Here is a 21,585-nt window from a genome sequence, read left to right on the forward strand (position 1 = left end):
GTTAACTGGCATAATTTGATCCCTCTTCGTCCAGAATGGCCTTCAGCTCGGCCAGATGACGCAAATCCTGCTCGGGATAGTCCTCGATCTCTTGCGCCGTCTTCTCTGCCACGTCATCCGGGATCAGACGCAGCGGCTGCCCGGTTTGCAGCGCCAAAAGATAGGTCTGGCAGGCCCGCTCGAAATAGAACATCCGATTGAACGTTTCGGCCACTGTATCGCCAATCACCATGATCCCGTGATTGCCCATGACCATCACCTTCGTTTTGGGATCATCGAACAGCTTGGCACAGCGTTCACCCTCTTCCTCGAAGGCAAGGCCGCCATAATCCCCATCAACCACCACACGATTGTAAAACATGCACCCATTTTGATCGACGGGCGGCAACGTGCTGTCGGCCAAGGCCGCAAGAGCTGTGGCATAGGGCGAATGCACGTGCATGGCGCAGCGGGCATGGGCACAATGCCGGTGCATCCCGCCATGCAGCCCCCACGCTGTCGGATCGGGCGCGTCCGGCCCCTCCATACTGTCGGGATCGTTGGCATCCACAACAATCAGGTCTGACGCCTTGATGCGCGAAAAATGCATCTGGTTGGGGTTCATCAAAAACTTCGTCCCGTCGTCATTGATGGCGAGCGAGAAGTGGTTCGCCACCGCTTCATGCATGTTCAAACGCACGGTCCAGCGAAAGGCAGCAGCCAGGTCAACGCGCTCCTGCCAATTGTCCATGTTGGGGCGAATCTGTGCGACGGTCATGATACTTTCCCTTTGCCTGGATCAAAGCGTGCACGGCGGCACTGCTTCGATCAATACAAATCCCGCTCTGCTCGCGAAACCACGTCAGCCAAACCCCGCCTGCCGAAATGACAGTTTCACAACATCTGTGCGGTCCCCCTTGCACCTCCCCGCGAAACTTGATCATTTAGGACATGGAACATGACCTTTTCCCGTCCTGGCCCGATGTTGCCCCCGATCTTGTAAATGTCGCCGCTGGCCGTGCGCCTGCGGATACTGTCATTCGCGGTGGCATCTGGGTGAATGTGCACACGCGCGAGGCACTGCCAGACCATGACATCGCCATCAAACACGGGCGTATTGCCTGCGTCCTGCCGGACGCCAGCGCACAGATTGGACCCGAGACCGAGATCATCGAGGCAAATGGCCGCTACATGATCCCCGGACTGTGCGACGGACACATGCATATCGAATCCGGTATGCTCACCCCCGCAGAGTTTGCGGCGGCCGTCATTCCACACGGCACCACCACCATGTTCACCGACCCGCACGAGATCGCCAACGTGCTTGGCCTCGAAGGCGTGCGTCTGATGCATGACGAGGCGCTGATGCAGCCGGTGAACATCTGGACACAGATGCCCTCCTGCGCGCCCTCAGCGCCAGGGATGGAAACGACAGGGTACGAGATCAGCGCCGAGGATGTGGCTGAGGCCATGGCATGGCCGGGCATCATCGGTCTGGGCGAGATGATGAATTTCCCAGGCATGGCTGCCGCGGATTCACAAATGTTGGCGGAAGTCGCTGCAACCCAAAGGGCAGGCAAGACCGTAGGCGGACACTATGCATCGCCGGATTTAGGGTCTGATTTCGCCGCCTACGTGGCAGGCGGCCCCGCAGATGATCATGAAGGAACATGCGAGGCAGACGCCATCGCCCGGATGCGGCAAGGCATGCGGTCGATGATCCGTCTGGGCAGCGCGTGGTACGACGTGGAAACGCAGATCACCGCAATCACCCAAAAGGGCCTCGATCCCCGCAACATGATCCTGTGCACTGATGACAGCCACTCTGGCACGCTGGTGAATGAAGGGCACATGAACCGCGTTGTGCGGCACGCCATCGAATGTGGATGCGACCCAGTGGTCGCTTTGCAAATGGCAACGATCAACACGGCCACACACTTTGGGCTGGAGCGTGAAATCGGATCTCTGACGCCCGGACGCCGGGCGGATGTGATCCTGACATCTGACCTCAAGACACTGCCCATCGAACAGGTCATCGCGAGGGGCAAGACAGTCTCCATCAACGGCGAGTTGACGACTGAATGCCCGCATCTCGACTGGCCCACCAAGGCGCGGCAGACCGTGAACATGGGTGCGCCCAAGACGGCCACCGACTTCGAGATCGTAGCCCCAGAGGGCCGCAACTCCGTCACCGCAAACGTGATCGGCGTGATCGAAAATCAGGCGCCAACGAAAGCTCTGAAACGCGACATGCCTGTCAGCGACGGCAAGGTCGAAAGCCACGGCGACACCTGCCAGATCGCGCTGGTCGAACGGCACCAGGCGACCGGCGGCGTGACAAACGCGCTGGTGTCCGGCTTTAACTACCAGGGCAAAATGGCCATGGCCTCGACCGTGGCACATGACAGTCACCACATGATCGTCGTCGGCACAGACCGGGATCAGATGGCACTGGCCGCCAACAGGCTGGCCGAAGTGGGTGGCGGCATCACCATCTTCCACGATGGGGAAGAACTCGCGCTTGTCGAACTGCCCATTGCGGGCCTGATGTCAGACAGCCCCGCTCGCGACGTTGCCGCCAAAGCCGACAAGATGGTGCAGGCCATGGTTGATTGCGGCTGCACCCTGAACAACGCCTATATGCAGCACTCGCTGCTGGCGCTTGTCGTTATTCCTGAACTGCGCATCTCCGACCTGGGACTGGTCGATGTCCGCACGTTTGATTTCATTCCAGTCCTTGAGACAACAACATGAGAACACTTGAACAAGCTGGCCACGGCCACACCGAATTTCACGACGCCAAGGCTGCGGTGACCCATCTGCGCGAGTTGTACGAAGACGCGGTCGAATTCCTCAGCCAGCAGTTCCAGCACGCGATGGAGCATGGAGCACCCGAGGGGCGCGTGCGCGCCTACTACCCTGAAATCCGCTTTACCACGTCAAGCTACGCGCAGGTCGATACGCGTCTCAGCTTTGGGCATGTAGCAGACCCCGGCACCTACGCCACGACGGTCACGCGGCCGGACCTTTTCGAAAACTACCTGACACAACAAATCGGCCTGTTGATCACCAATCACGGGCAACCTGTCGAAATCGGTTACTCAAACACACCGATGCCCGTCCATTTCGCGGTGGCAAACGAACAGAACATAACCGTCCCGCAAGAAGGAGCAGCGGCCTTTCCCCTGCGCGACGTGTTTGACGTTCCGGATTTGACAAACACCAACGATGACATCGTCAACGGCACATACGAAGCCGCCGATGGCATTGGCCCGCTCGCCCCGTTCACGGCCCAGCGCATCGATTACTCGCTGGCACGGCTTACACACTACACCGCCACCGATGCACATCACTTCCAAAACCACGTTCTGTTTACGAACTACCAGTTCTACGTCTCGGAATTCGAGGCGTATGCGCGCGCGCAGATCGACGATCCCGACAGCGGGTACACGTCTTTCGTGTCGACAGGGAATGCCGAAATCACGGCAGGCGATCAAGAGCTGCCCACCAGCCCCAAGATGCCGCAGATGCCGACCTACCACCTCAAACGTGCCGACGGCTCTGGTATCACGCTGGTGAACATCGGTGTGGGGCCGTCCAACGCCAAAACGGCAACAGACCACATTGCCGTCCTGCGCCCCCACGCCTGGCTGATGGTCGGTCACTGTGCCGGTCTGCGCAATTCCCAGGCCCTGGGGGACTTCGTTCTGGCCCACGCCTACCTGCGCGAGGACAACGTGCTCGACACTGACCTGCCGCCATGGGTTCCCATCCCCGCGCTGGCCGAGATCCAGATCGCATTGGAAGAGGCCGTGGCCGAGACCACGCAACTCAAGGGCTACGAGCTGAAGCGCATCATGCGCACGGGCACCGTGGCGAGCTACGATGACCGCAACTGGGAACTGCGCGACCAGCATGGGCCGGTGCAGCGCTTGTCCCAATCCCGTGCCATCGCACTGGATATGGAAAGCGCAACGATTGCCGCCAACGGCTACCGCTTCCGCGTGCCCTACGGCACATTGCTCTGCGTGTCCGACAAGCCGCTGCATGGCGAATTGAAGCTGCCGGGCATGGCTTCGAACTTCTACAAAGAGCAGGTAGCACGCCATTTGATGATCGGAATCCGCGCGATGGAGCATCTGCGAACCATGCCTCTAGAGCGCATTCACAGCCGGAAATTGCGGTCTTTTGAGGAAACAGCCTTCCTTTAACGGCGAAAAACAGCGGAAAACCCCTTATTTTAGCTTGCCTTGAGCCACTATTCGTTGTGTGTTCGCACAACATTCCGTTATATTGCGGATCAGAGGCCCAAGTTGTCGGGCAGACGAAGGAGACCATGAAATGGCAAAACCAATGACAAAAACCCAACTCGTCGCCGCGCTGGCCGAAGAAATGGGGACAGACAAGAAATCCGCAGGCGGCGCGCTGGACGCGATCTGCGGGCTGATCACCAAGGAAGTTTCGGGCGGTGGCGCAGTCACTCTGCCGGGCGTTGGCAAAATCTATTGCCGCGAGCGTCCCGAGCGCATGGTGCGTAACCCTGCCACGGGTGAACAGTTCAAGAAAGAAGCGGACAAGGTCGTGAAAATGACCATCGCCAAAGCGCTGAAAGACAGCGTGAACGGCTAAGACCGCGTCTCTCGACGTATTCAGGGTCGCCCTCGGGCGGCCCTTTTTTATGGACTGTACACCGTGGCCGCGTCGCCCAGGTAGTTGTCCCACGCAAACCAATAGCTGATGTGCCCCGCGATCCGTTCCAACCGTGTCCCATCCGGGCCAAACAGCGCATCCTCGGTCACCCGCCACGCGGCCCCCGACTGATCTGCGATCTTTCCATCGGTTTGGCTGAACGTCCTGTCACCGCGTTCATAGGCTCGCACACTGCGCTTGCCGACATCTCCGATCAGCAACAGTGGCGTATCCGCAATCCCGTCATTGATGATCGGCTGCCCTTCAAACGCATTCAGCGGCCAGCCACGCGCAGCTCCGAATTGGCGCACGGCAAAGATATAGTCCTTTTGCGCGTGTTGCCGCTGATCGACCTGCGCCGGAAACATCAGGTCAGGTGACGCAAAGTAGTCATTATACACCACGCCAGAGCCGTAATCGCGGCGATGGCCGGTACTCAGGCTCAGCACCTTGGTCTTCGGGTTCGACGCTTTCCAACTGTCCCACGTGGTGATGACCACCGGGCGCTGCTGCAACTCGATCCCACTGTTCACAAGAGGCCCCACAACGGGCTTGCCGGTCCACTGGTTCCACAGCGAATGCGTCTCGCGGTCGAACATCAGCTTGTTCGACCGATAGAGGAACCCGGAAGATCCGAACACCAACGGCTTCGAGCGTCCCGGCACGTCCGTTTCAAACAGGATGCCCGAACCGCACAGGGTGCAATAGGCCAACGCCACCGGCACACCGCCAATCACCTCGTTGAACATCTCGTGCCAGCCCATGATCCGCAGCGGATAGGCCCGCACATCACCATTGATCGACACACCAAAGACCAGATCATCACCACGCATATAATCCGCATCGCCTGCCGCAATCAGCTCAGGATTATCGAGCGACGGGATACCGTCCTTGACCACACCGCCCCACGCAATTTCTTCCAGCCGAATGCGCATCTGATCGGGCTGGATATGCTCGGGCCGCAGGAACAGGTCGAAATTGTCATCGATCCGCAGCATGACCTCGCGTTTGTAGGTGGGGAAATCTTCGTGCGGTTTGACCTGCGGGTTCTGCTCCTGCCACAACATCCACTGGAACCAGTCGGTGAAGTAGTCCTCACCGGTGATCGCCGTCAGTGTTTCGGCAATCTGTGGGCCACGGGATCGGGAAAAGCGCAAGGATGTGATCAACGGGGCGGCCATGTCGGGTGACCCGCGCTCTTCGATCCACTTCAATGCGGCTTCGAATTCGGTGGTGGGGGCCGACAATGGCGCGCGCATGGCGTCCAAAGCACTGATGCCTTGCGACAGGGCGGCATGAGGCAACAACGCACTGGACAAGGTCAGGCCACCAAAGGTGCGGCGGGTCAGGGTCATGTCGGTCCTCCTCTGCTTTGCAGCCTGTGTGCACCGAAACGCGATCACATACATTGCAAAGGGCTGTGAACACCGCCTTGCATCCCACCCCGATTTCCCCGAACGTCCGCCCAAGACGAAAAGGGACGGTCATGGACATCCGCGCACTTCTGATGGGCCTGACCTTTGCCCTGATCTGGTCGTCTGCCTTCACCTCGGCGCGGATTATCGTGACGCACGCACCGCCCTTCGCGGCGTCGTCCTTACGCTTCTTCATTGCCGGGATCATCGGTGTCGCCGTGGCACGGATGATGGGGCAGACATGGAACCTGACCCGCGACCAGTGGCGCGCCACGCTGATCTTCGGCCTGTGCCAGAACGCGATCTATCTGGGCCTGAATTTCTATGCCATGCAGACGGTCGAGGCGTCGGTGGCGTCGATCATCGCCTCGACCATGCCACTGATGGTGGCCTTTGCCGGATGGGTCGTGTTTCGGGACAGGCTTCCCACGATGGGCATCGTCGGGCTGGTGCTCGGGATCACAGGCGTGATCCTGATCATGTCGGCGCGGCTGGATGCGGGCGTTGACCTCTTTGGCGTGGCGCTGTGCGTGATCGCCGCCGTTGCCTTGACCGTAGCAACCCTGTCGATGCGCACAATGTCGTCCGGGGGCAACCTGATGATGGTTGTCGGATTGCAGATGTTCGTGGGCGCCGTGGTGCTGGGCATCGCCTCCGCCATGATCGAAACGATCGAAGTGACACCGACACCGGCACTTTATGCCGCCTTTGCCTACACCGTTTTGGTTCCCGGTCTTGCCGCCACCTGGATCTGGTTCGCGCTTGTCGCCCGGATCGGGGCAACCAAGGCGGCCACCTTCCACTTCCTCAACCCCTTCTTCGGCGTTGCCATCGCCGCAGCGCTTTTGGGCGAACGCTTGGGTGCGCAAGATATCCTCGGTGTCGCCATCATCACGGTCGGTATTCTTGCGGTGCAATTGTCACGACAGACCAAAAGCTGAACACGACCACTTGCGCCTGCGCACACCCGCAATATTGTGTCCCGAGATTTCAGATTTCGGAGCCTTTTTGATGCGCCGCCGCACATTTCTTCTGTCTGCTACCGCCTGCGCCGTGCCATCGCTCGGCGCGGCCTATCCGGCGCAAACCTTCACACCTGCCATCTGGCGGGATCTACGCGGCACGGATCAAACGGTCGTGATGAATTTTCGGGCCAGCTGGTCCCTGACATGCCAGATCAAATCCGACCTGATCGCCGAGGCGCTGGCGGAAAACCCGGCGTACACCAACCTGACATTCGTTGACGTGGATTGGGATACGTTCGGCCCGTCCCAAATGACACAAAGGCTCAAGGTCAAACGCCGTTCCACCTTGCTTGTGATGAAGAACGGGGACGAAGTGGCCCGGCTTGTGAATGAACCCTATGCCCGCAAGGTCCGCGCACTTCTGGACGCCGCCCTTGCTGCCTGAGGCAACGCGCCCAAGGCGCTATGCCTTTCTGCTCATTCCCGGCTATTCCCAATTGGGCTTTGCCTGCGCGTTGGAGGCTCTGAGCCTTGCCAACCTGCACCCGTCAGGTCAGAGATTTTATACATGGCGCGTGATCGGAGAAACGGGCGATCCGGTGCCAGCCTACAACGGCATCACCACCGCCGTGGATGCCGCGCTGCCCGAACTTTCCCGTGACGAAACGCTTGTCGTCTGCGCCGGCAATCGGGCGGCCGAGGGCAGTACCAAACCCATCCTCAACTGGCTGCGCCGCGAGACACGCAAAGGCATGGACTTTGGCGCGCTGTCTTCCGGTACGTATACGCTGGCGCTGGCCGGTCTGTTGGCAGGCAAACAGGTGACCACCCATTGGGAATACCGCGACGCCCTGATCGAGCTTCTGCCCGACGTGATCATCGAAAACAGTCTCTATTCAAAGGACGGACGCATCTTCACCACCGCGGGCGGGGCGGCGTCGATGGACATGATGCTGGACCGGATCAAATCGGAATACGGTGTCGATCTTGCGACATGGGTGGCGGACCAGATGGTGTACACCGACCCGCGTGCCGCCAGTCACGGTCAACGCCTGTCACGCCGGGCGCGTCCGGACATGGCGCATGGCAAACTGGGCATGGCCCTGCAGATCATGGAAAACAACCTCGAAGACCCGCTGCGCCCGGACGAGATCGCCGACCTGATCGAACTCAGCACACGGCAGCTGGAAAGGGTGTTTGCCAAGCATCTGGGCATGTCCCCCAAACGCCACTACCTGCAACTGCGGCTGGAAAAGGCACGTGGGCTTTTACGCCAGACCAACCTGAGCGTCACGGACATTTGCGTGGCATGCGGGTTCCGATCGCTCTCGCATTTCTCCAAAAGCTATCGCGGCACCTTTGGCCTGAGCCCCGGACAGGAAAAACGTGGCACGGGATCGATGTGGCCGACACAGCCGTGATTGCGGCATCACGCAACGCGATGTATCCCACCCCAAAAGGAACGAGGGGCAGATGAAATTTCTGTTTGTGCATCAGAACATGCCGGGCCAGTACCGCGAGCTGATCCAATGGTTGGCGGCACAAGGCGGGCACCAGATAGTCTTTCTGACCCAACGCCAGAAAGCACCCCAATTCGAGGGCGTCCAAACGGTCGTCTACAAGTCGCACCATCAGGCCAAGGAAGACGCCTACGGCCTTTCCCGCACATGGGAAAACGCCTCCGGCAACGGCTTTGGCGCTGTCATTGCCCTGCGCCAGCTGGTGGACAAAGGGTTCACCCCGGACATCGTCATCGGTCATGTGGGGTGGGGCGAGATGTCGTTCTTTCGCGAAGTCCTGCCCGACACGCCGATGATCGGGTTTTTTGAATACTATTATTCAGCCCATGGTGGCCCGGTTGGCTTCGACCCCGAAAGTCCGGTCAGCGAACACGCGCCGTTCATCATGCACGGCCACAACGTGGTGCCACAGGTCAACCTGAACGTAGTCGACGTGGCGCACAGCCCGACCAATTGGCAACGCGACCGGTTTCCCAAACACTTTCATGACAAGATGTATGTGTGCCACGATGGCATTCGCACCGACAAGCTGAAGCCAAACAAGAAGGCGAAGGTCAGCCTTGGGCGGATTGGTCGGCCGCTAACGGCCAAGGATGAGATCGTGACATTCATGTCCCGCAATCTCGAAACCACGCGCGGCTACCACCAGTTCATGCGCGCCGTTCCCAAGATCCAAAGGGCACGACCCAACGCCCGCATCCTCGTAATAGGCGGCAATGATGCGTCCTATGGCAGCAAGAACAAGCACCCCGGTGGCTTGCGCGGCCAGATGGAGGCCGAGGTGGGGCACCTGATTGACTGGGACCGGCTCCATTTTCTGGGGCAAGTGCCATACGAAAGCTATCAAAGCATCATTCAGATCAGCGCGTGCCACATCTACCTGTCGATGCCGTTCGTGCTGTCGTGGTCCCTGCTGGAATGCATGTCGATGGAGGCAACGATTGTCGCCAGCGACGTCGCCCCGGTCCGCGAGGCTGTAGAACATGGCAAGACGGGCTTGCTCGTCGACTTCTTCGACCCCGATGCGATTGCCGCGCAAGTCGCAGACGTTCTGGAAAAGCCCCGCGACTACGCGCACCTGGGTTCTGCCGCGCGCCAGCATGTGATCGACACCTACGACTTTGAAACCATCTGCCTGCCGGAACACATCCGCCAGATCAACGCGCTGTTCCCGGCGGACAAACAGATCGCGACAGGGTAAGCCATGCGGATCGTGATGCTTGGCGCCGGCGGAAAACTGGGCCAATTGCTCGAACCACGGTGGCCGGGTGAAGCGGTTTGGACCACACGTTCCGATGTCGATATTGCCGACCCCAACACACTGACCCGCACGCTGAATGGGGCAGATGCGGTTTTTTGCCTTGCGGGGGTCACCCCCGGTTCCACAGCTTCGATGGAGTTGAACGCGACGCTGGCCCGGCAGACACTGGATGCCGCACAGGGTGCGCATGTCTTCCTGTTTTCATCCGCGGCTGTTTACGGCGCGTTGCAGGGGCCTCTCACCGAAGATGGACCAACATCACCGCAAAGCCCGTATGGCAAGTCCAAGCTCGAGATGGAGCGCCTGGCCGCCAAGCACCCAAACCCGAGCACATCGCTGCGGCTCGGCAATGTCGCCGGGGCGGACGCAATCCTTGGCGGTTGGAAACCCGACTTTCAGCTCGATCAGTTCTCCGATAACACAACTCCGGCCCGCAGCTATATAGGTCCGGGGAAACTGGCGCGGGTGTTGAACGCACTCACATGCGCGAACACCTTACCAAAAATCATGAACATCGCTGCGCCCAAAACGGTCAGTATGGGTGCCCTCCTGGACGCGGCTTCGCTCAAATGGACGCCACAACCGGCGACGGACCGCACGATTGCGAACGTGCATCTGGACACCAGCACGCTTGAACGGTTCACATCGTTTACGGACTCTGACAGCACAGCAGCAGGGATCGTCGCCGACTGGAAGCAAGGACCACGCAGATGACATGGCGCAAGCGTATCTTCGACCTGTTCTTTGCCAGTCTTCTGGTCATCATGCTTGGCCCGATCGTCCTGTACCTTGTATGGCTGGTTTGGCGGAAACAGGGTCGCCCGCTGTTCTATGTGGCGGAACGCATGAAGTCGCCCACAGAAAGTTTCGGACTGTGGAAATTCCGCACCATGACAATCGACAACAATGATCAGGGCGTTTCGGGCGGGCATAAGGAAGCGCGGATCACACCGCTGGGCGCCAAATTACGGGCCAAGCGGCTGGATGAATTTCCACAGCTGTGGAACATTCTGAAGGGCGATCTGTCCTTTGTTGGACCCCGCCCGCCACTGCGCGAATATGTCGAACGCTTCCCGGAACTATACGGTAAGGTATTGAAATCACGGCCAGGTGTGACAGGGCTGGCAACGATTCGTTTCCACAAGCACGAAGACAGGCTACTCGCGCGGTGCAGCACACCAGAAGAGACCGACAGCACCTATTGCCGCATTTGTGTGCCACGCAAGGCGCGGCTGGACCTCATCTATCAGAAGAATCAAAGCACCTGCTACGACTTTGACTTGGTCTTTCAAACGATTGGCAACTTGTTCTGCCGTCATCGCAGCTAGCGACCAATCCCTTATCGAATCACTTATTATGTGTAATTTGTGCCTGTGAACGGTTATTTAATGGGCATTTTTTGGCGCTTTTCCGCCGGCTATCGGCGGACTTTTCTGCACCTGCAAAATAGTTGCACAACTCTGACACGCATTCGTGTTAGCGCTTTTGGCAGCTTGGAAAGGCGACCGACCAAGGGGGCATCATGCTGAATCTGCTGAAGCTGCTTTCGCGCACGCAGAAACGAAATATTTTGATCGTCATTGATGCGATCCTGATTCCCGCTGCTCTCGTTTTTGCGTTCAGCCTCAACCTTTCCGGGCACACAGCGATCGCGAGCTTTCAAGCCTACTTGCCGATACTACCATATATGCTGATCGTGACCGTTGGCCTGTCGCTGTGGCTGGGCATTTGTTCGACAACCCTGAATGAATATGAAGCCGCATCGATCGGACGGACGGGGGTGTTCGCCGCACTCATGACGATGATGTCGATTCTACTGACGACGGCGGCCAACATGCCTCTTCCCCTGTCGACGCAAATCACGTTCGGCATCTCGTTCTTTGTCTTCTCCATCGTAAGCCGCGCGATCCTCTTGCAAGTCGTATTGGCCATCTACCGCAATGGATCCAACAGGTGTCGTGTCCTGATTTACGGCGCTGGCACGACCGGTATGCAACTGGTGTCCGCCCTACGCAGTCACGAATTCATCGAGCCTGTCGCCTTTGTTGACGACAGCCAGGCTCTGCAGGGTGTGAATGTATTGCGGTTGCCAGTCTACAGCCCCGTTCGCATTGCAGAGATTGTCGCGGAGAAGAAAATCGACCGCGTGCTGCTTGCCATTCCATCGCAAAGCCATCCCAAACAAATGCAGATCGCGAGACGCCTGCAGAAAATGGGGCTGGAGGTGCAAACACTGCCGTCGTTCTCCCAACTGATCGGGGAAGAGGCGCTGATCGAAAAGCTTACTCCGATCAATCCAAGGAATTTCCTTGGTCGCGACGAAGTCATGACAGCGCAGGATGGGGGTGACGAAGCCTATGCCGACCGGCGCGTTCTGATCTCTGGTGCCGGTGGTTCCATTGGCTCGGAACTCAGTCGTCAGGTTCTGGAATACCGTCCGCAAAAAATCGTTCTATACGAACTGAGTGAACTTGCACTCTATCAGATCCATCAGGAACTGACCCAACTCGCCGAAGGCAGCGACATCGAAATTGTTCCGCTTTTGGGGTCTGTTACCGATGCGCGGCAAGTGCGCGCTGTGTTGAAGGATCATGATATTCAGGTTGTGCTGCACGCAGCCGCCTACAAGCACGTTCCTCTTGTCGAATTCAATCCGCTCGCCGGCTTGGCCAACAACGCTTTGGGCACGCAAACCCTGGTCACCGAGGCCGCCAGCGCAGGTGTTGAGCGGTTCATGTTGATTTCGTCGGACAAGGCGGTGCGTCCCACAAACATGATGGGGGCATCCAAACGCCTGGCCGAGCTGGTGGTGCAAGACATTGCCCAACGCATCGCAACACCAAACGGTCTGAAATTCTCGATTGTGCGTTTTGGCAATGTGCTGGGCTCGTCCGGATCTGTTGTCCCGCTGTTTCAGGAACAGTTGCGGCGCGGCGGGCCCCTGACCGTCACACACCGAGACGTTTCGCGCTATTTCATGACCGTGCACGAAGCCGTGAACCTCGTGCTGCGCGCCGCGTCTATGGCCAAGGGCGGTGAAGTATTCGTGTTGGATATGGGCAAGCCCGTACGCATCGAACAACTGGCCCGTCAGGTGATCGAAAGCGCCGGGTTCACTGTGCGGGATGCCCAATACCCGGATGGCGATATCGAAATCGAGTTCACCGGTCTGCGCCCAGGCGAAAAGATGACCGAAGAACTGACGCTCAGCGGCACTCAGGTCGGCACCGGACACAAAAAGATCTTCTCCACGGTCGAAGACTGCCTGAGCGAAATCGAAGTTGCCTCAGCCATGAGGTCGCTGCGCCAAGCGCTTGCTGCAAGCGACGAAGACGAGGCCCGCAGCGTTGTAAAGCGTTGGGTGGAAGGATTTGGGCAGAAACAAGCACATGCAGAAAAAGGCATAGAGCTTGCGCAACCCATCCAGTAAAACCTTGTAAAGCAAGGCTGACGCCTGCCATGACATTACAAGAATGCAATACTGGAAAGCTCTTAGACTTCTGGTTCAATTCAAAGGCCTGACCGTGATATATTTTACGAGACACAGTGAAAACGCTTTCGCCCTCGGGCTTGTTATCGCCATGGCCGTGGGTGGTTCGGCCCAGGCGGACACCACGACCACCTTAAGGTTCGGCGCCATCTCGGATGATTTCCTTGGTCGAACCGAGCAGTATGGCATTCTCGCATTTGACGGTGTCTCGATCTCGACCAGCACACGCGTTGGGCGGTTGGCATTCGATTTGACGCTGGGTGACACCTTCGAAAACGAAGCTGTCGACAGTGTGCTTATCTTCGGTGACGTGGGCTACAGGTTTGGAAATGACAATTGGCAAGTTGGTGTCGGGCAGTTCGAACGACACTGGTCGCCGTCCGAATACACGTCGTTGATACTGTCTCGAAATGCGCCTGCCTTCCCGTCTGTCTACATCCGCAAGGAAGAGGCGCGCACCTCGGATGTCCCGGTTCTGCGGTGGATAGGGCCCTGGAACGGTGAAGTCTTTATCGGTCAAACCGACGATGCGAACCAACCCGACAACGCATTGATACTTGGTATGCGTCTTGGGTTCGAGCCTATCCGCGACCTCGAAATTGAGCTTGTGCGCGTGGCCCAATACGGTGGCGCAGGCCAGCCAGATGGCTTTGATACGTTCCTTGACGTACTGGTAGGCAACTCGAATGAGGGCGACAGCGCCCCGGCCAATCAGATTGCCGGTGTCGGCGCCTCTTATCGCTTTGGTCCCGAGACGTTCAGCAACCGCATCTACGGCCAGGCCGTGGGTGAAGACGAGGCAGGCGGATTGCCCTCATGCTTCTTCTTTCTGTACGGACTGGAAAACAAGTCACGGCTCTTCAACGCCGATACCACGATAACGCTCGAACATGTCGACACCACCGTGGACTTCAGTACGGCTGGCTTTTGCGGGCCAAACACGGCCTATAACAACGACGTCTATTCCTATCGGAACGAAGGTGTGGTGATGGGGGCTGCGATCGGGTCGGAAAGTCGCTCAACCAGCCTGCGTGGCAAGCATGAATTCGACACATGGGCCTTGGACTGGAACGTGGGCAAGTTCACCATCAACGATGCGTCAAACCCAAATCATAGCCTCAGCAGCACCCGCGAAACCGGTACGGTTGTTTCGGTCGGTGCAAGCACTGAGGTTTGGGGTGGCACGTTGCAAGGGATCGTCGCGCACCAGTCATTTGATCTGGACACCGCTGAACAAGATAGCGGTGTGCGCATCGGCGTGAATTTCAGCAGGTCGTTCTAAAATTCCGCCTGCACCAGCGCGGCCTCAACCGCGCTGCGCACCGGGCGCGACATGGGTGCAGTCCGTGCGCCCCATGTTTCGACAATGCGGCCATCCGCTCCAATCAGCACCTTGTTGAAATTCCAGCGCGGCACGAACCCTGCAGTCTCGCGGAACCCCTCGTATAGCGGATGCGCGTTTGCGCCCTTGATCGTCAAGATATCCGTCATCGGCATGTCGAGGCCAAAGGCCATTTCGCAGAACTCCCGCACTTCCTCGGCACTGTCCAACTCCTGGCGGAAGTCATCGGACGGCACTGCCAGCACGACCAGCCCGCGCTCGCGATACGTGTCGTAAAGGGTCTGCAGCGCTTCGTACTGCCCGGTATAGGCACATTGCGATGCGGTGTTGACCACCAGAACCGGCCGCCCCTCCCAGTCAGACATCTCGATCATGCCGCCATCAATCGATGTCAGTTGCACGTCGCGCACATCCGCATGGGCCGCTTGTGCGAGACCAATAAAAAGACAAACAAGAAATGCACGCATGTGATCGCTCCTTCTCTTGCGGTCACGTCTTAGTTAGGGCGCGGGCGCTGGCTGTCATGCTCTTCCAATTTCCTTCAATCGCACCAAGTATAAGGCAACGCTGAACGGATAGGCTGATCATGACCACCTACATCAAGAATCCCGACGTCATCGCGACACTCTCGCCCGAGGAATACCATGTCACACAGGAAAGCGGCACGGAACGCCCCGGCACGGGCAAGCTGCTAAGCAATAAAGAACCGGGCATCTATGTCGACATCGTCTCGGGTGAGCCCCTCTTTGCATCCTCCGACAAGTACGAAAGCGGCTGCGGCTGGCCCTCGTTCACCAAACCCATCGACAACGTGACAGAACACCAGGACGCCAGCCTCGGCATGATCCGGACGGAAGTCCGCAGCAAACACGGCGACAGCCACCTCGGTCACGTCTTTCCCGACGGCCCCCGCGACCGCGGCGGCCTGCGCTATTGCATCAACTCGGCCTCCCTGCGCTTTGTGCACCGTGACGATATGGAGGCCGAAGGCTATGGTGCCTACCTGAACCAAGTGGAGGATGTGGCATGAACGACCAACGCGCAGTACTGGCAGGCGGCTGTTTCTGGGGCATGCAGGACCTGATCCGCAAGAAACCGGGGGTCAAGGCGACCCGCGTCGGCTACACCGGCGGGGACGTCCCCAATGCAACCTACCGCAACCACGGCACCCACGCCGAAGGGATCGAGATCATCTATGACCCCTCGGTCATCACCTTCCGCGATCTGCTCGAGCTTTTCTTCCAGATCCACGACCCAACCACGCTGAACCGGCAAGGCAACGATGTGGGCCTCAGCTATCGCTCGGCCATCTACTACGTGGATGACGCCCAAAAGCAGGTGGCACTGGATACCATCGCGGATGTGGAAGCCTCCGGCATCTGGCCCGGCAAAGTGGTGACAGAGGTCGAACCGGTGGGCGATTTCTGGGAAGCCGAACCCGAACATCAGGACTACCTCGAACGCATCCCGAACGGCTATACGTGCCATTTCGTACGCCCCGACTGGGTTCTGCCCAAACGGGCCGCTGAATAGAGGCAATGGCGGGCATCGCGCCCGCCCTTTTCACAGGGCGATACCCGGTCGCCCTGTCGCCTCTGCAACCAACACAGCCTCGACAAACACCTCGCGCGCCTCCGCCTGCGCCGTGCGAATGTCCCGCGCGACATGCAGCTCGACATCAGATGCCCCCGCAGCAAGCGCCGAAGCACGCGCGTCTTCCACCAAAACAGTCTCTAACCGGGCTAAAGCAGGCTCTGAGGCTGCAAAATCCTCGGGCCCTGACAGCAAATGCACGCGAAACAGACCCTCGGACGGAGAGGTGACCGTTCCCGTCCGCCGCACAGTCACACGGCCCACAACAGCGCCAATCGCATTGGCAACACCCCCATCCTCGGGCAACTGCATGTCACAGCCCAGACGCGCGCCCACCGCAGGGTAATATGCCCGTGCCGACGCACCCAACCCCACAACAGACACGTCCAGACCAGTGGACACACGCACCAAACCTTTTGCCCCCGAAAGACCGCGTTGCATCAACGAATGGGTTGCCAGCGCCTCGTCCAGTCCATCCTCGGCCAATGCCGCCTCAAGCAGCGCAACGCTGGTCTGATATGTCAGCCGATCGACAACCATCTCCGCCACTTGCTCCGCCGTTTCAGCAAGCCGCTCTCCGGCACCAGTGCGACGTCGTCCAAACAGGGCGCAGGCCAAGCGCGCGGCCTCGGCATCCCACACGCTCAAACCACCCAGCACATGGCTGGCATCCGATGGGGTGAGACCCGCCACCTGCACCAACCCACGTCCCACAAGGCGCTTGAGCGCGCCATGCTCCATCCGTGTGCGCAACACTGCGCCCAGACCATGCACGCGCTCGCCAATACGGGCCAACAGGTCCGCATCCCGCGCAGCCAAACCGTCCGCCTGCACACCCGGCACTGCCCTTACGAAACGGCCGTCATGCTCACCAGGCGTGGTATTCCGCATCTGCAGCTGAAGCACCGGCAGCACGGCCTCAGGCGCTTCCTGCGCCAACAAGGACACCGGCAACACCCGGCGCGGTCCAAGGGTCACGCCACCGCGCAAACCCTCCGTGACAAAATGTACCTCGCTGTCCCCACCAAGCCCGGTCGTGCGCATCGCCACGGCCTCGACCATGGTGCGGTGAGGTCCCACACGCGCACCATCCGGATCAATCACGGGCCGACCACCCCGCAGTACGGCCACATCCGTGGTCGTGCCCCCGATGTCACTGACCAGCGCATGATCCACCCCGGTCAGCCAGCGCGCGCCAACGATGGACGCTGCAGGACCGCTCAGGATCGTCTCGATGGGCCGCGCCCGCGCCTGCGTGGAGGACATCAACGCCCCGTCCCCTCGCACAACCATCATCGGCGCGCGTATCCCAATGGTGCGCAGTTCCGCCTCAGCCCGTCCGATCAACGCATCAATCATGCCAATCAGCCGCGCATTCAGAACAGCCGTCAACGCGCGCTTGGGCCCACCCAGCTTCGCGGACAATTGGTGCGAGGCGGACACGGGCAACCGCGTCACATCACGTACCAGCTCCATGGCACGCACTTCATGCGCAGGGTTGCGCGTGGCAAATTGCCCAGCCACGGCAAACCCACTCACATCGCTTTTATGTTTCTCTAAAAGGGTCAAAAGGTCCGCTTCATCCAGCGGCACAGCCTCCGACCCGTCGTGCTTGTGCCCCCCTGCCAGAACACAAACGGGATCACCGCCCAGCGCATCGGCCAGGCCCTGTGTCTCCAGATCCCGTTCGCGAAAGCCGATGAGGATCAGCGCAACACGCCCACCCTGTCCTTCGACCAACGCGTTGGTGGCGAGGGTCGTGGACAGGGACGCCATTCCAACCTCCGCCGGATCAACGCGGGCCTCTTTCAACACTGCACGCACAGCGCGCCCGACACCCACCGCCAGATCATGGCGTGTGGTCAACGCCTTGGCGCGGGCCAGAACCCGCTCCTCATCCTGCATCAGAACCGCGTCGGTATAGGTGCCGCCCGTATCCACACCCAGCAAAATTGCCATGCTCATTCCCCGTTTTTTGCGCAGCCCTACAGCGCCTGCTTACGACGCGTCGCGCTCAATTGCGTCACCGCCCAACGGGCTGCGTCCGCCACCGCCGCATCCGGATCGTTCACAAGGGCCTGCACAGCAGGCAAGAGGTCCGCCGCACCCGAATTTCCGATGGCATAGGCCACGTTGCGGACAAACCGATCCCGCCCGATCCGCTTGATGGGCGACCCCGAAAACCGGGCCCGAAATCCTGCGTCGTCAAGGGTGGCCAGCTCAGCAAGAGGCGGCTGCCCCACAGCGCCTAAATAGCGCATGTCGCTGGCAGCAACGGCAAACTTGTTCCACGGGCAGACCGCCAGACAATCGTCACAACCATAAATCCGGTTGCCCAGACCGGGGCGCAGCTCTTCGTCCACCGGCCCCTTGTGCTCGATCGTCAGGTACGAAATGCAGCGCCGCGCATCCAGCTGATAGGGTGCCGGAAAGGCGTTCGTCGGACAGATATCCAAACAGGCGCGGCACGATCCACAATGATCGATCTCGGGCGCGTCGGGTTCCAGTTCCAACGTCGTGAAGACAGACCCTATAAAGGCCCAATTGCCCCAATCCCGGCTCACAAGATTGGTGTGTTTGCCCTGCCACCCAAGGCCCGCTGCCTGCCCCAAAGCCTTCTCCGGCACGGGTGCAGTGTCTACAAAGACCTTAATCTCGCCGCCGGCTGTCTCGATCAACCAGCGGCCCAGACGCTTGAGGCGCTTCTTCACGATGTCATGATAGTCCCGCCCCTGCGCATAGACGGACACGGCCCCCACCTCAGGTCGGTCCAGCACCGCCAGAGGATCATGCTCCGGTGCATAGCTCTCAGCCAACATGATCACAGACCGCGCCTCGGGCCACAACGCCGCCGGATTGCCGCGCCAATGCATCCGCTCGGCCATCCACCCCATCTGCCCGTGCCGCCCAGCCTCAACAAAGGTCTGTAGCCGTCCCGGCACGTCGGGCACAGCATCTGGGCGACAGACCCGCGCCATTACGAACCCGTCGTCCAGAGCACGCCTTATGACCCGTTCTTTCAGGTCCATCTCTTCCCTGTTTCAAAAAAATCCCGGGGTCTGGGGCAGCGCCCCAGTCCGACGCCGCATTCAGAAATCCAGATCATTGTAATGCCGCGGCGGCGGGAACCCCGGCACCTGATCGGCCAGGATACTCCGAAAGGCAGGGCGCGACTTGATCTTGGCATACCAATCCTTGACCACCTCCGAACGGTTCCAATCCACATCAGAGATATAGTCTAAAGACGACAGATGCGCAGCCGCGGCAAAATCGGCCAGTGTCATGTTGTCCCCCGCCAACCAGCGACGGTGATCCAGCAGCCACGTCATGTAGTCGAGGTGATACTTGATCGCCTTCGCCCCATCCTTGACGTTGCGGCTGTCGGGAAAACCCTGGCCCATCACCTTCTTGTTCACCCGCTCATAAAGCAGCTTCGACGTCACCTCGTTGTGGAACTTGTCGTCGAACCAGCCCACCAACCGGCGGACCTCCAGCTTCGCCACCGGGTCAGAGGGCAGCAGAGATGGTTCCGGGCGCGTCTCCTCGATGTATTCACAGATGGCGGCGCTCTCGCTCATCATCACGCCGTCCAGACGCAGCACCGGCACCTTGGCCGCAGGGTTGCGGCGCAGAAAGTCCGGGTCAGCCTCCCAATACCGCTCCTCGACCAGCTCAACCTCGATCTTCTTCTCGGCAAGGCTCAGACGCACCTTGCGGCAGAACGGGGACAGGGGAACGTGAAACAGGCGGGCCATGGTCAATCCGGTTTGGTCAAACGTTTGGCATCCATGCACGGCTGGCCCATGATTTTCAACTCTGGAAACAGTCTGCCCGCCCATCCGCGCGGATCGTGGCCGCTCCGCTCAGGATCTGCGATGTCCGCTTGCGCACGAAGGGCGAAGGCTGACTGGCAGACCGTCCCTTCGGGTTCGGCAAGATTGCGGCCAGACGGGCCGCCTGGACATTTGATAATGCGTCGGGGGCGACACCGAAGTAATGGCGCGATGCCGCCTCGACGCCAAAGACACCCTCATCAAACTCCGCCACGTTCAGATAGACCTCGAGAATGCGGTGTTTGGACCACAGCGCCTCGACCAGAGGGGTCATCGCCGCTTCCATCACCTTCCGCACCCAGGACCGACCATGCCACAGGTACACATTCTTCACGACCTGCTGGCTGATCGTGGACGCGCCCCGGCTGCTGCCCTCGTCAATGGCACGGCGAATGGCCACTACGTCCAGACCCCAATGCAAACAGAAATTGGCGTCCTCGGCGGCGACGGCCGCGCGCGCCATGATTGGCGCAATCTCCTCCATTGGCACCCATTCGTGGTCCACACCGCCCAAACGGCGGGACTCCTGCATCATGTACAGGGTCGTGGGAGGGTTGATCACGGACCAAAGCAACGCCGCCACAACGGCCACCAGAAACACCACGCTCACGCCGCGCAATGTCCACCGCAACAGCCAGCGGCCCGGTCGAAACCGACGCTTCGCCTTGGTTTTTGATGCACGTCTACTGCTCTTTCTTGCCATGCGCCCAGCTATAGGGCGCAGAACATCGCAAGTGAACTATCGCGTCAGAGATTGGGCAAGATAGGTGCCAATACGACGCGCTCCTGACGGGGAAGGGTGGATGCCGTCAAAGGCATAAAGCCGACGCTCCGACGGGTCCATCACGTCCTCACTATCGACAAAGCGGAGGCCCGGGGTAGCGGCAGCCAACCGGGCAAGGCGGGCATCGTATTCTACCAGGTAGGGCCGGCAGCCCGTGAACTGCCCGGACCTGGCACTGGCGTAGTACCCCATCCAGATCACCTGCGTCCCAGTTTGACGCAACTGGGCCAGAAAGGCGGGCACCTCGCCCGTCAGGTCGGGCGCGATCAACCCGTCCAGAACAGCATCACAGGCCTGACACCTGCAATCGCTCAGGAAATCATTGGCCCCACCATTGATCAGGATCACATCCCACGCACCGCTTCGAAACTGCGCACGCACATCGAACCCCGCAGCACGGCCCAAGGACGAGTCATTGGAAAACCGCGCGCCCGCCACGGCATCATTCTCGACCCGTGCATCCAGCAGATCCCCCATGACGGACGGAATGTCCCGGCCAGTCCACTTGTGCCACGCCAAGATACTGTCGCCGATGGCCAGAACCCGCAACGGCTCCGCAGATGCAGCACCGGCCAGCATCCAAAAAACAAGAACAAGCAATCGCATAGGTGTAAGATATGGCAGGCGCGTGCGAAGACCAGACCGCAACACTCTGTTCACCAATTCATCAAAAATTAAACTTAATTACAAAGTGTTAATCACTAAGACGCGTTA

21 protein-coding genes are annotated in these 21,585 nt (G+C 59.6%); 13 read left to right on the forward strand and 8 right to left on the reverse strand.

The features are described 5' to 3' along the window. Position 1: 1 nt before the first annotated feature. Complete coding sequence (locus Q1A51_RS19620) at positions 2-757, reverse strand: class II aldolase and adducin N-terminal domain-containing protein (RefSeq protein ID WP_299601461.1); 756 nt, start codon at positions 755-757, stop codon at positions 2-4. 173 nt (positions 758-930) lie between these two features. On the opposite strand from Q1A51_RS19620, the gene ade reads away from it, so the two are divergent. From ade to Q1A51_RS19635, 3 genes are all read left to right on the forward strand, one after another. Further along, a complete protein-coding gene (gene ade, locus Q1A51_RS19625) occupies positions 931-2,733 on the forward strand; it encodes an adenine deaminase (protein WP_299601463.1) in 1,803 nt (600 codons plus the stop codon). After that, positions 2,730-4,190 (forward strand): AMP nucleosidase, encoded by a 1,461-nt coding sequence (locus Q1A51_RS19630; RefSeq protein WP_299204072.1) that lies wholly within the window; start codon positions 2,730-2,732, stop codon positions 4,188-4,190. Before ade ends, Q1A51_RS19630 begins: the two co-directional genes overlap by 4 nt. 130 nt (positions 4,191-4,320) lie before the next feature. Continuing rightward, on the forward strand, positions 4,321-4,608 hold the full coding sequence (locus Q1A51_RS19635; protein WP_039684873.1) for an HU family DNA-binding protein: 288 nt from the start codon (positions 4,321-4,323) through the stop codon (positions 4,606-4,608). A 47-nt stretch (positions 4,609-4,655) separates the two neighbouring features. On the opposite strand, the gene Q1A51_RS19640 is transcribed toward Q1A51_RS19635, so the two are convergent. Continuing rightward, positions 4,656-6,023, reverse strand: a complete 1,368-nt coding sequence (locus Q1A51_RS19640) for a DUF3179 domain-containing protein (RefSeq protein WP_299601465.1) — start codon at positions 6,021-6,023, stop codon at positions 4,656-4,658. 131 nt (positions 6,024-6,154) lie between these two features. Here Q1A51_RS19640 and Q1A51_RS19645 point away from each other — a divergent pair, with 131 nt between their 5' ends. The 8 genes from Q1A51_RS19645 to Q1A51_RS19680 all read left to right on the forward strand — a co-directional run bounded on the left by Q1A51_RS19645 (position 6,155) and on the right by Q1A51_RS19680 (position 14,601). Further along, on the forward strand, positions 6,155-7,024 hold the full coding sequence (locus tag Q1A51_RS19645) for a DMT family transporter (protein ID WP_299601467.1): 870 nt from the start codon (positions 6,155-6,157) through the stop codon (positions 7,022-7,024). A gap of 70 nt (positions 7,025-7,094) precedes the next feature. Continuing rightward, positions 7,095-7,493: a thioredoxin family protein gene (locus tag Q1A51_RS19650; RefSeq protein ID WP_299601469.1), complete on the forward strand. Its 399-nt coding sequence runs from the start codon at positions 7,095-7,097 to the stop codon at positions 7,491-7,493. Further along, complete coding sequence (locus tag Q1A51_RS19655) at positions 7,483-8,469, forward strand: GlxA family transcriptional regulator (protein ID WP_299601472.1); 987 nt, start codon at positions 7,483-7,485, stop codon at positions 8,467-8,469. Before Q1A51_RS19650 ends, Q1A51_RS19655 begins: the two co-directional genes overlap by 11 nt. Positions 8,470-8,521: 52 nt before the next feature. Beyond that, positions 8,522-9,769, forward strand: coding sequence for a glycosyltransferase family 4 protein (locus Q1A51_RS19660; RefSeq protein WP_299601475.1), 1,248 nt, complete (start codon positions 8,522-8,524; stop codon positions 9,767-9,769). A 3-nt stretch (positions 9,770-9,772) separates the two neighbouring features. Next, complete coding sequence (locus Q1A51_RS19665) at positions 9,773-10,543, forward strand: NAD(P)-dependent oxidoreductase (RefSeq protein WP_299601477.1); 771 nt, start codon at positions 9,773-9,775, stop codon at positions 10,541-10,543. Beyond that, a complete protein-coding gene (locus Q1A51_RS19670; RefSeq protein ID WP_299601479.1) occupies positions 10,540-11,157 on the forward strand; it encodes a sugar transferase in 618 nt (205 codons plus the stop codon). Before Q1A51_RS19665 ends, Q1A51_RS19670 begins: the two co-directional genes overlap by 4 nt. Positions 11,158-11,351: 194 nt before the next feature. Continuing rightward, positions 11,352-13,259, forward strand: coding sequence for a nucleoside-diphosphate sugar epimerase/dehydratase (locus Q1A51_RS19675; protein WP_299204053.1), 1,908 nt, complete (start codon positions 11,352-11,354; stop codon positions 13,257-13,259). Positions 13,260-13,410: 151 nt separating this feature from the next. After that, a complete protein-coding gene (locus tag Q1A51_RS19680; RefSeq protein WP_299671485.1) occupies positions 13,411-14,601 on the forward strand; it encodes a capsule assembly Wzi family protein in 1,191 nt (396 codons plus the stop codon). Here Q1A51_RS19680 and Q1A51_RS19685 read toward each other — a convergent pair. After that, positions 14,598-15,128, reverse strand: a complete 531-nt coding sequence (locus Q1A51_RS19685) for a glutathione peroxidase (RefSeq protein ID WP_299601483.1) — start codon at positions 15,126-15,128, stop codon at positions 14,598-14,600. The two genes, Q1A51_RS19680 and Q1A51_RS19685, sit on opposite strands and share 4 nt — an antisense overlap. A 119-nt stretch (positions 15,129-15,247) precedes the next feature. Between Q1A51_RS19685 and msrB the strand changes: the two genes are divergently transcribed. Together msrB and msrA are read left to right on the forward strand one after the other, a co-directional pair. Then, positions 15,248-15,691, forward strand: coding sequence for a peptide-methionine (R)-S-oxide reductase MsrB (gene msrB, locus Q1A51_RS19690; RefSeq protein WP_299601486.1), 444 nt, complete (start codon positions 15,248-15,250; stop codon positions 15,689-15,691). Next, positions 15,688-16,194 (forward strand): peptide-methionine (S)-S-oxide reductase MsrA, encoded by a 507-nt coding sequence (msrA, locus tag Q1A51_RS19695; RefSeq protein WP_299592215.1) that lies wholly within the window; start codon positions 15,688-15,690, stop codon positions 16,192-16,194. The genes msrB and msrA overlap by 4 nt, the downstream gene beginning before the upstream one ends. A 30-nt stretch (positions 16,195-16,224) precedes the next feature. Here the strand turns inward: msrA and Q1A51_RS19700 are convergent, their stop codons facing one another. From Q1A51_RS19700 to Q1A51_RS19720, 5 genes are read right to left on the reverse strand one after another with little or no spacing between them, the layout of a single operon-like run. Next, complete coding sequence (locus Q1A51_RS19700) at positions 16,225-18,213, reverse strand: hydantoinase/oxoprolinase family protein (protein ID WP_299601489.1); 1,989 nt, start codon at positions 18,211-18,213, stop codon at positions 16,225-16,227. A gap of 26 nt (positions 18,214-18,239) precedes the next feature. Further along, the gene (gene queG, locus Q1A51_RS19705; protein WP_299601492.1) at positions 18,240-19,283 is read right to left on the reverse strand and encodes a tRNA epoxyqueuosine(34) reductase QueG; all 1,044 of its coding nucleotides are present in this window, start codon (positions 19,281-19,283) and stop codon (positions 18,240-18,242) included. A 60-nt stretch (positions 19,284-19,343) separates the two neighbouring features. Then, on the reverse strand, positions 19,344-20,009 hold the full coding sequence (locus Q1A51_RS19710; protein WP_299601494.1) for a glutathione S-transferase family protein: 666 nt from the start codon (positions 20,007-20,009) through the stop codon (positions 19,344-19,346). A 55-nt stretch (positions 20,010-20,064) separates the two neighbouring features. Next, positions 20,065-20,790: a monofunctional biosynthetic peptidoglycan transglycosylase gene (gene mtgA / locus Q1A51_RS19715; RefSeq protein ID WP_299601497.1), complete on the reverse strand. Its 726-nt coding sequence runs from the start codon at positions 20,788-20,790 to the stop codon at positions 20,065-20,067. Positions 20,791-20,826: 36 nt separating this feature from the next. Next, complete coding sequence (locus Q1A51_RS19720; protein ID WP_299601499.1) at positions 20,827-21,477, reverse strand: SGNH/GDSL hydrolase family protein; 651 nt, start codon at positions 21,475-21,477, stop codon at positions 20,827-20,829. Positions 21,478-21,585 lie beyond the last annotated feature (108 nt).

It is taken from the genome of uncultured Tateyamaria sp. (genome assembly GCF_947496075.1).
In the GTDB taxonomy this organism is placed as follows: domain Bacteria; phylum Pseudomonadota; class Alphaproteobacteria; order Rhodobacterales; family Rhodobacteraceae; genus Tateyamaria.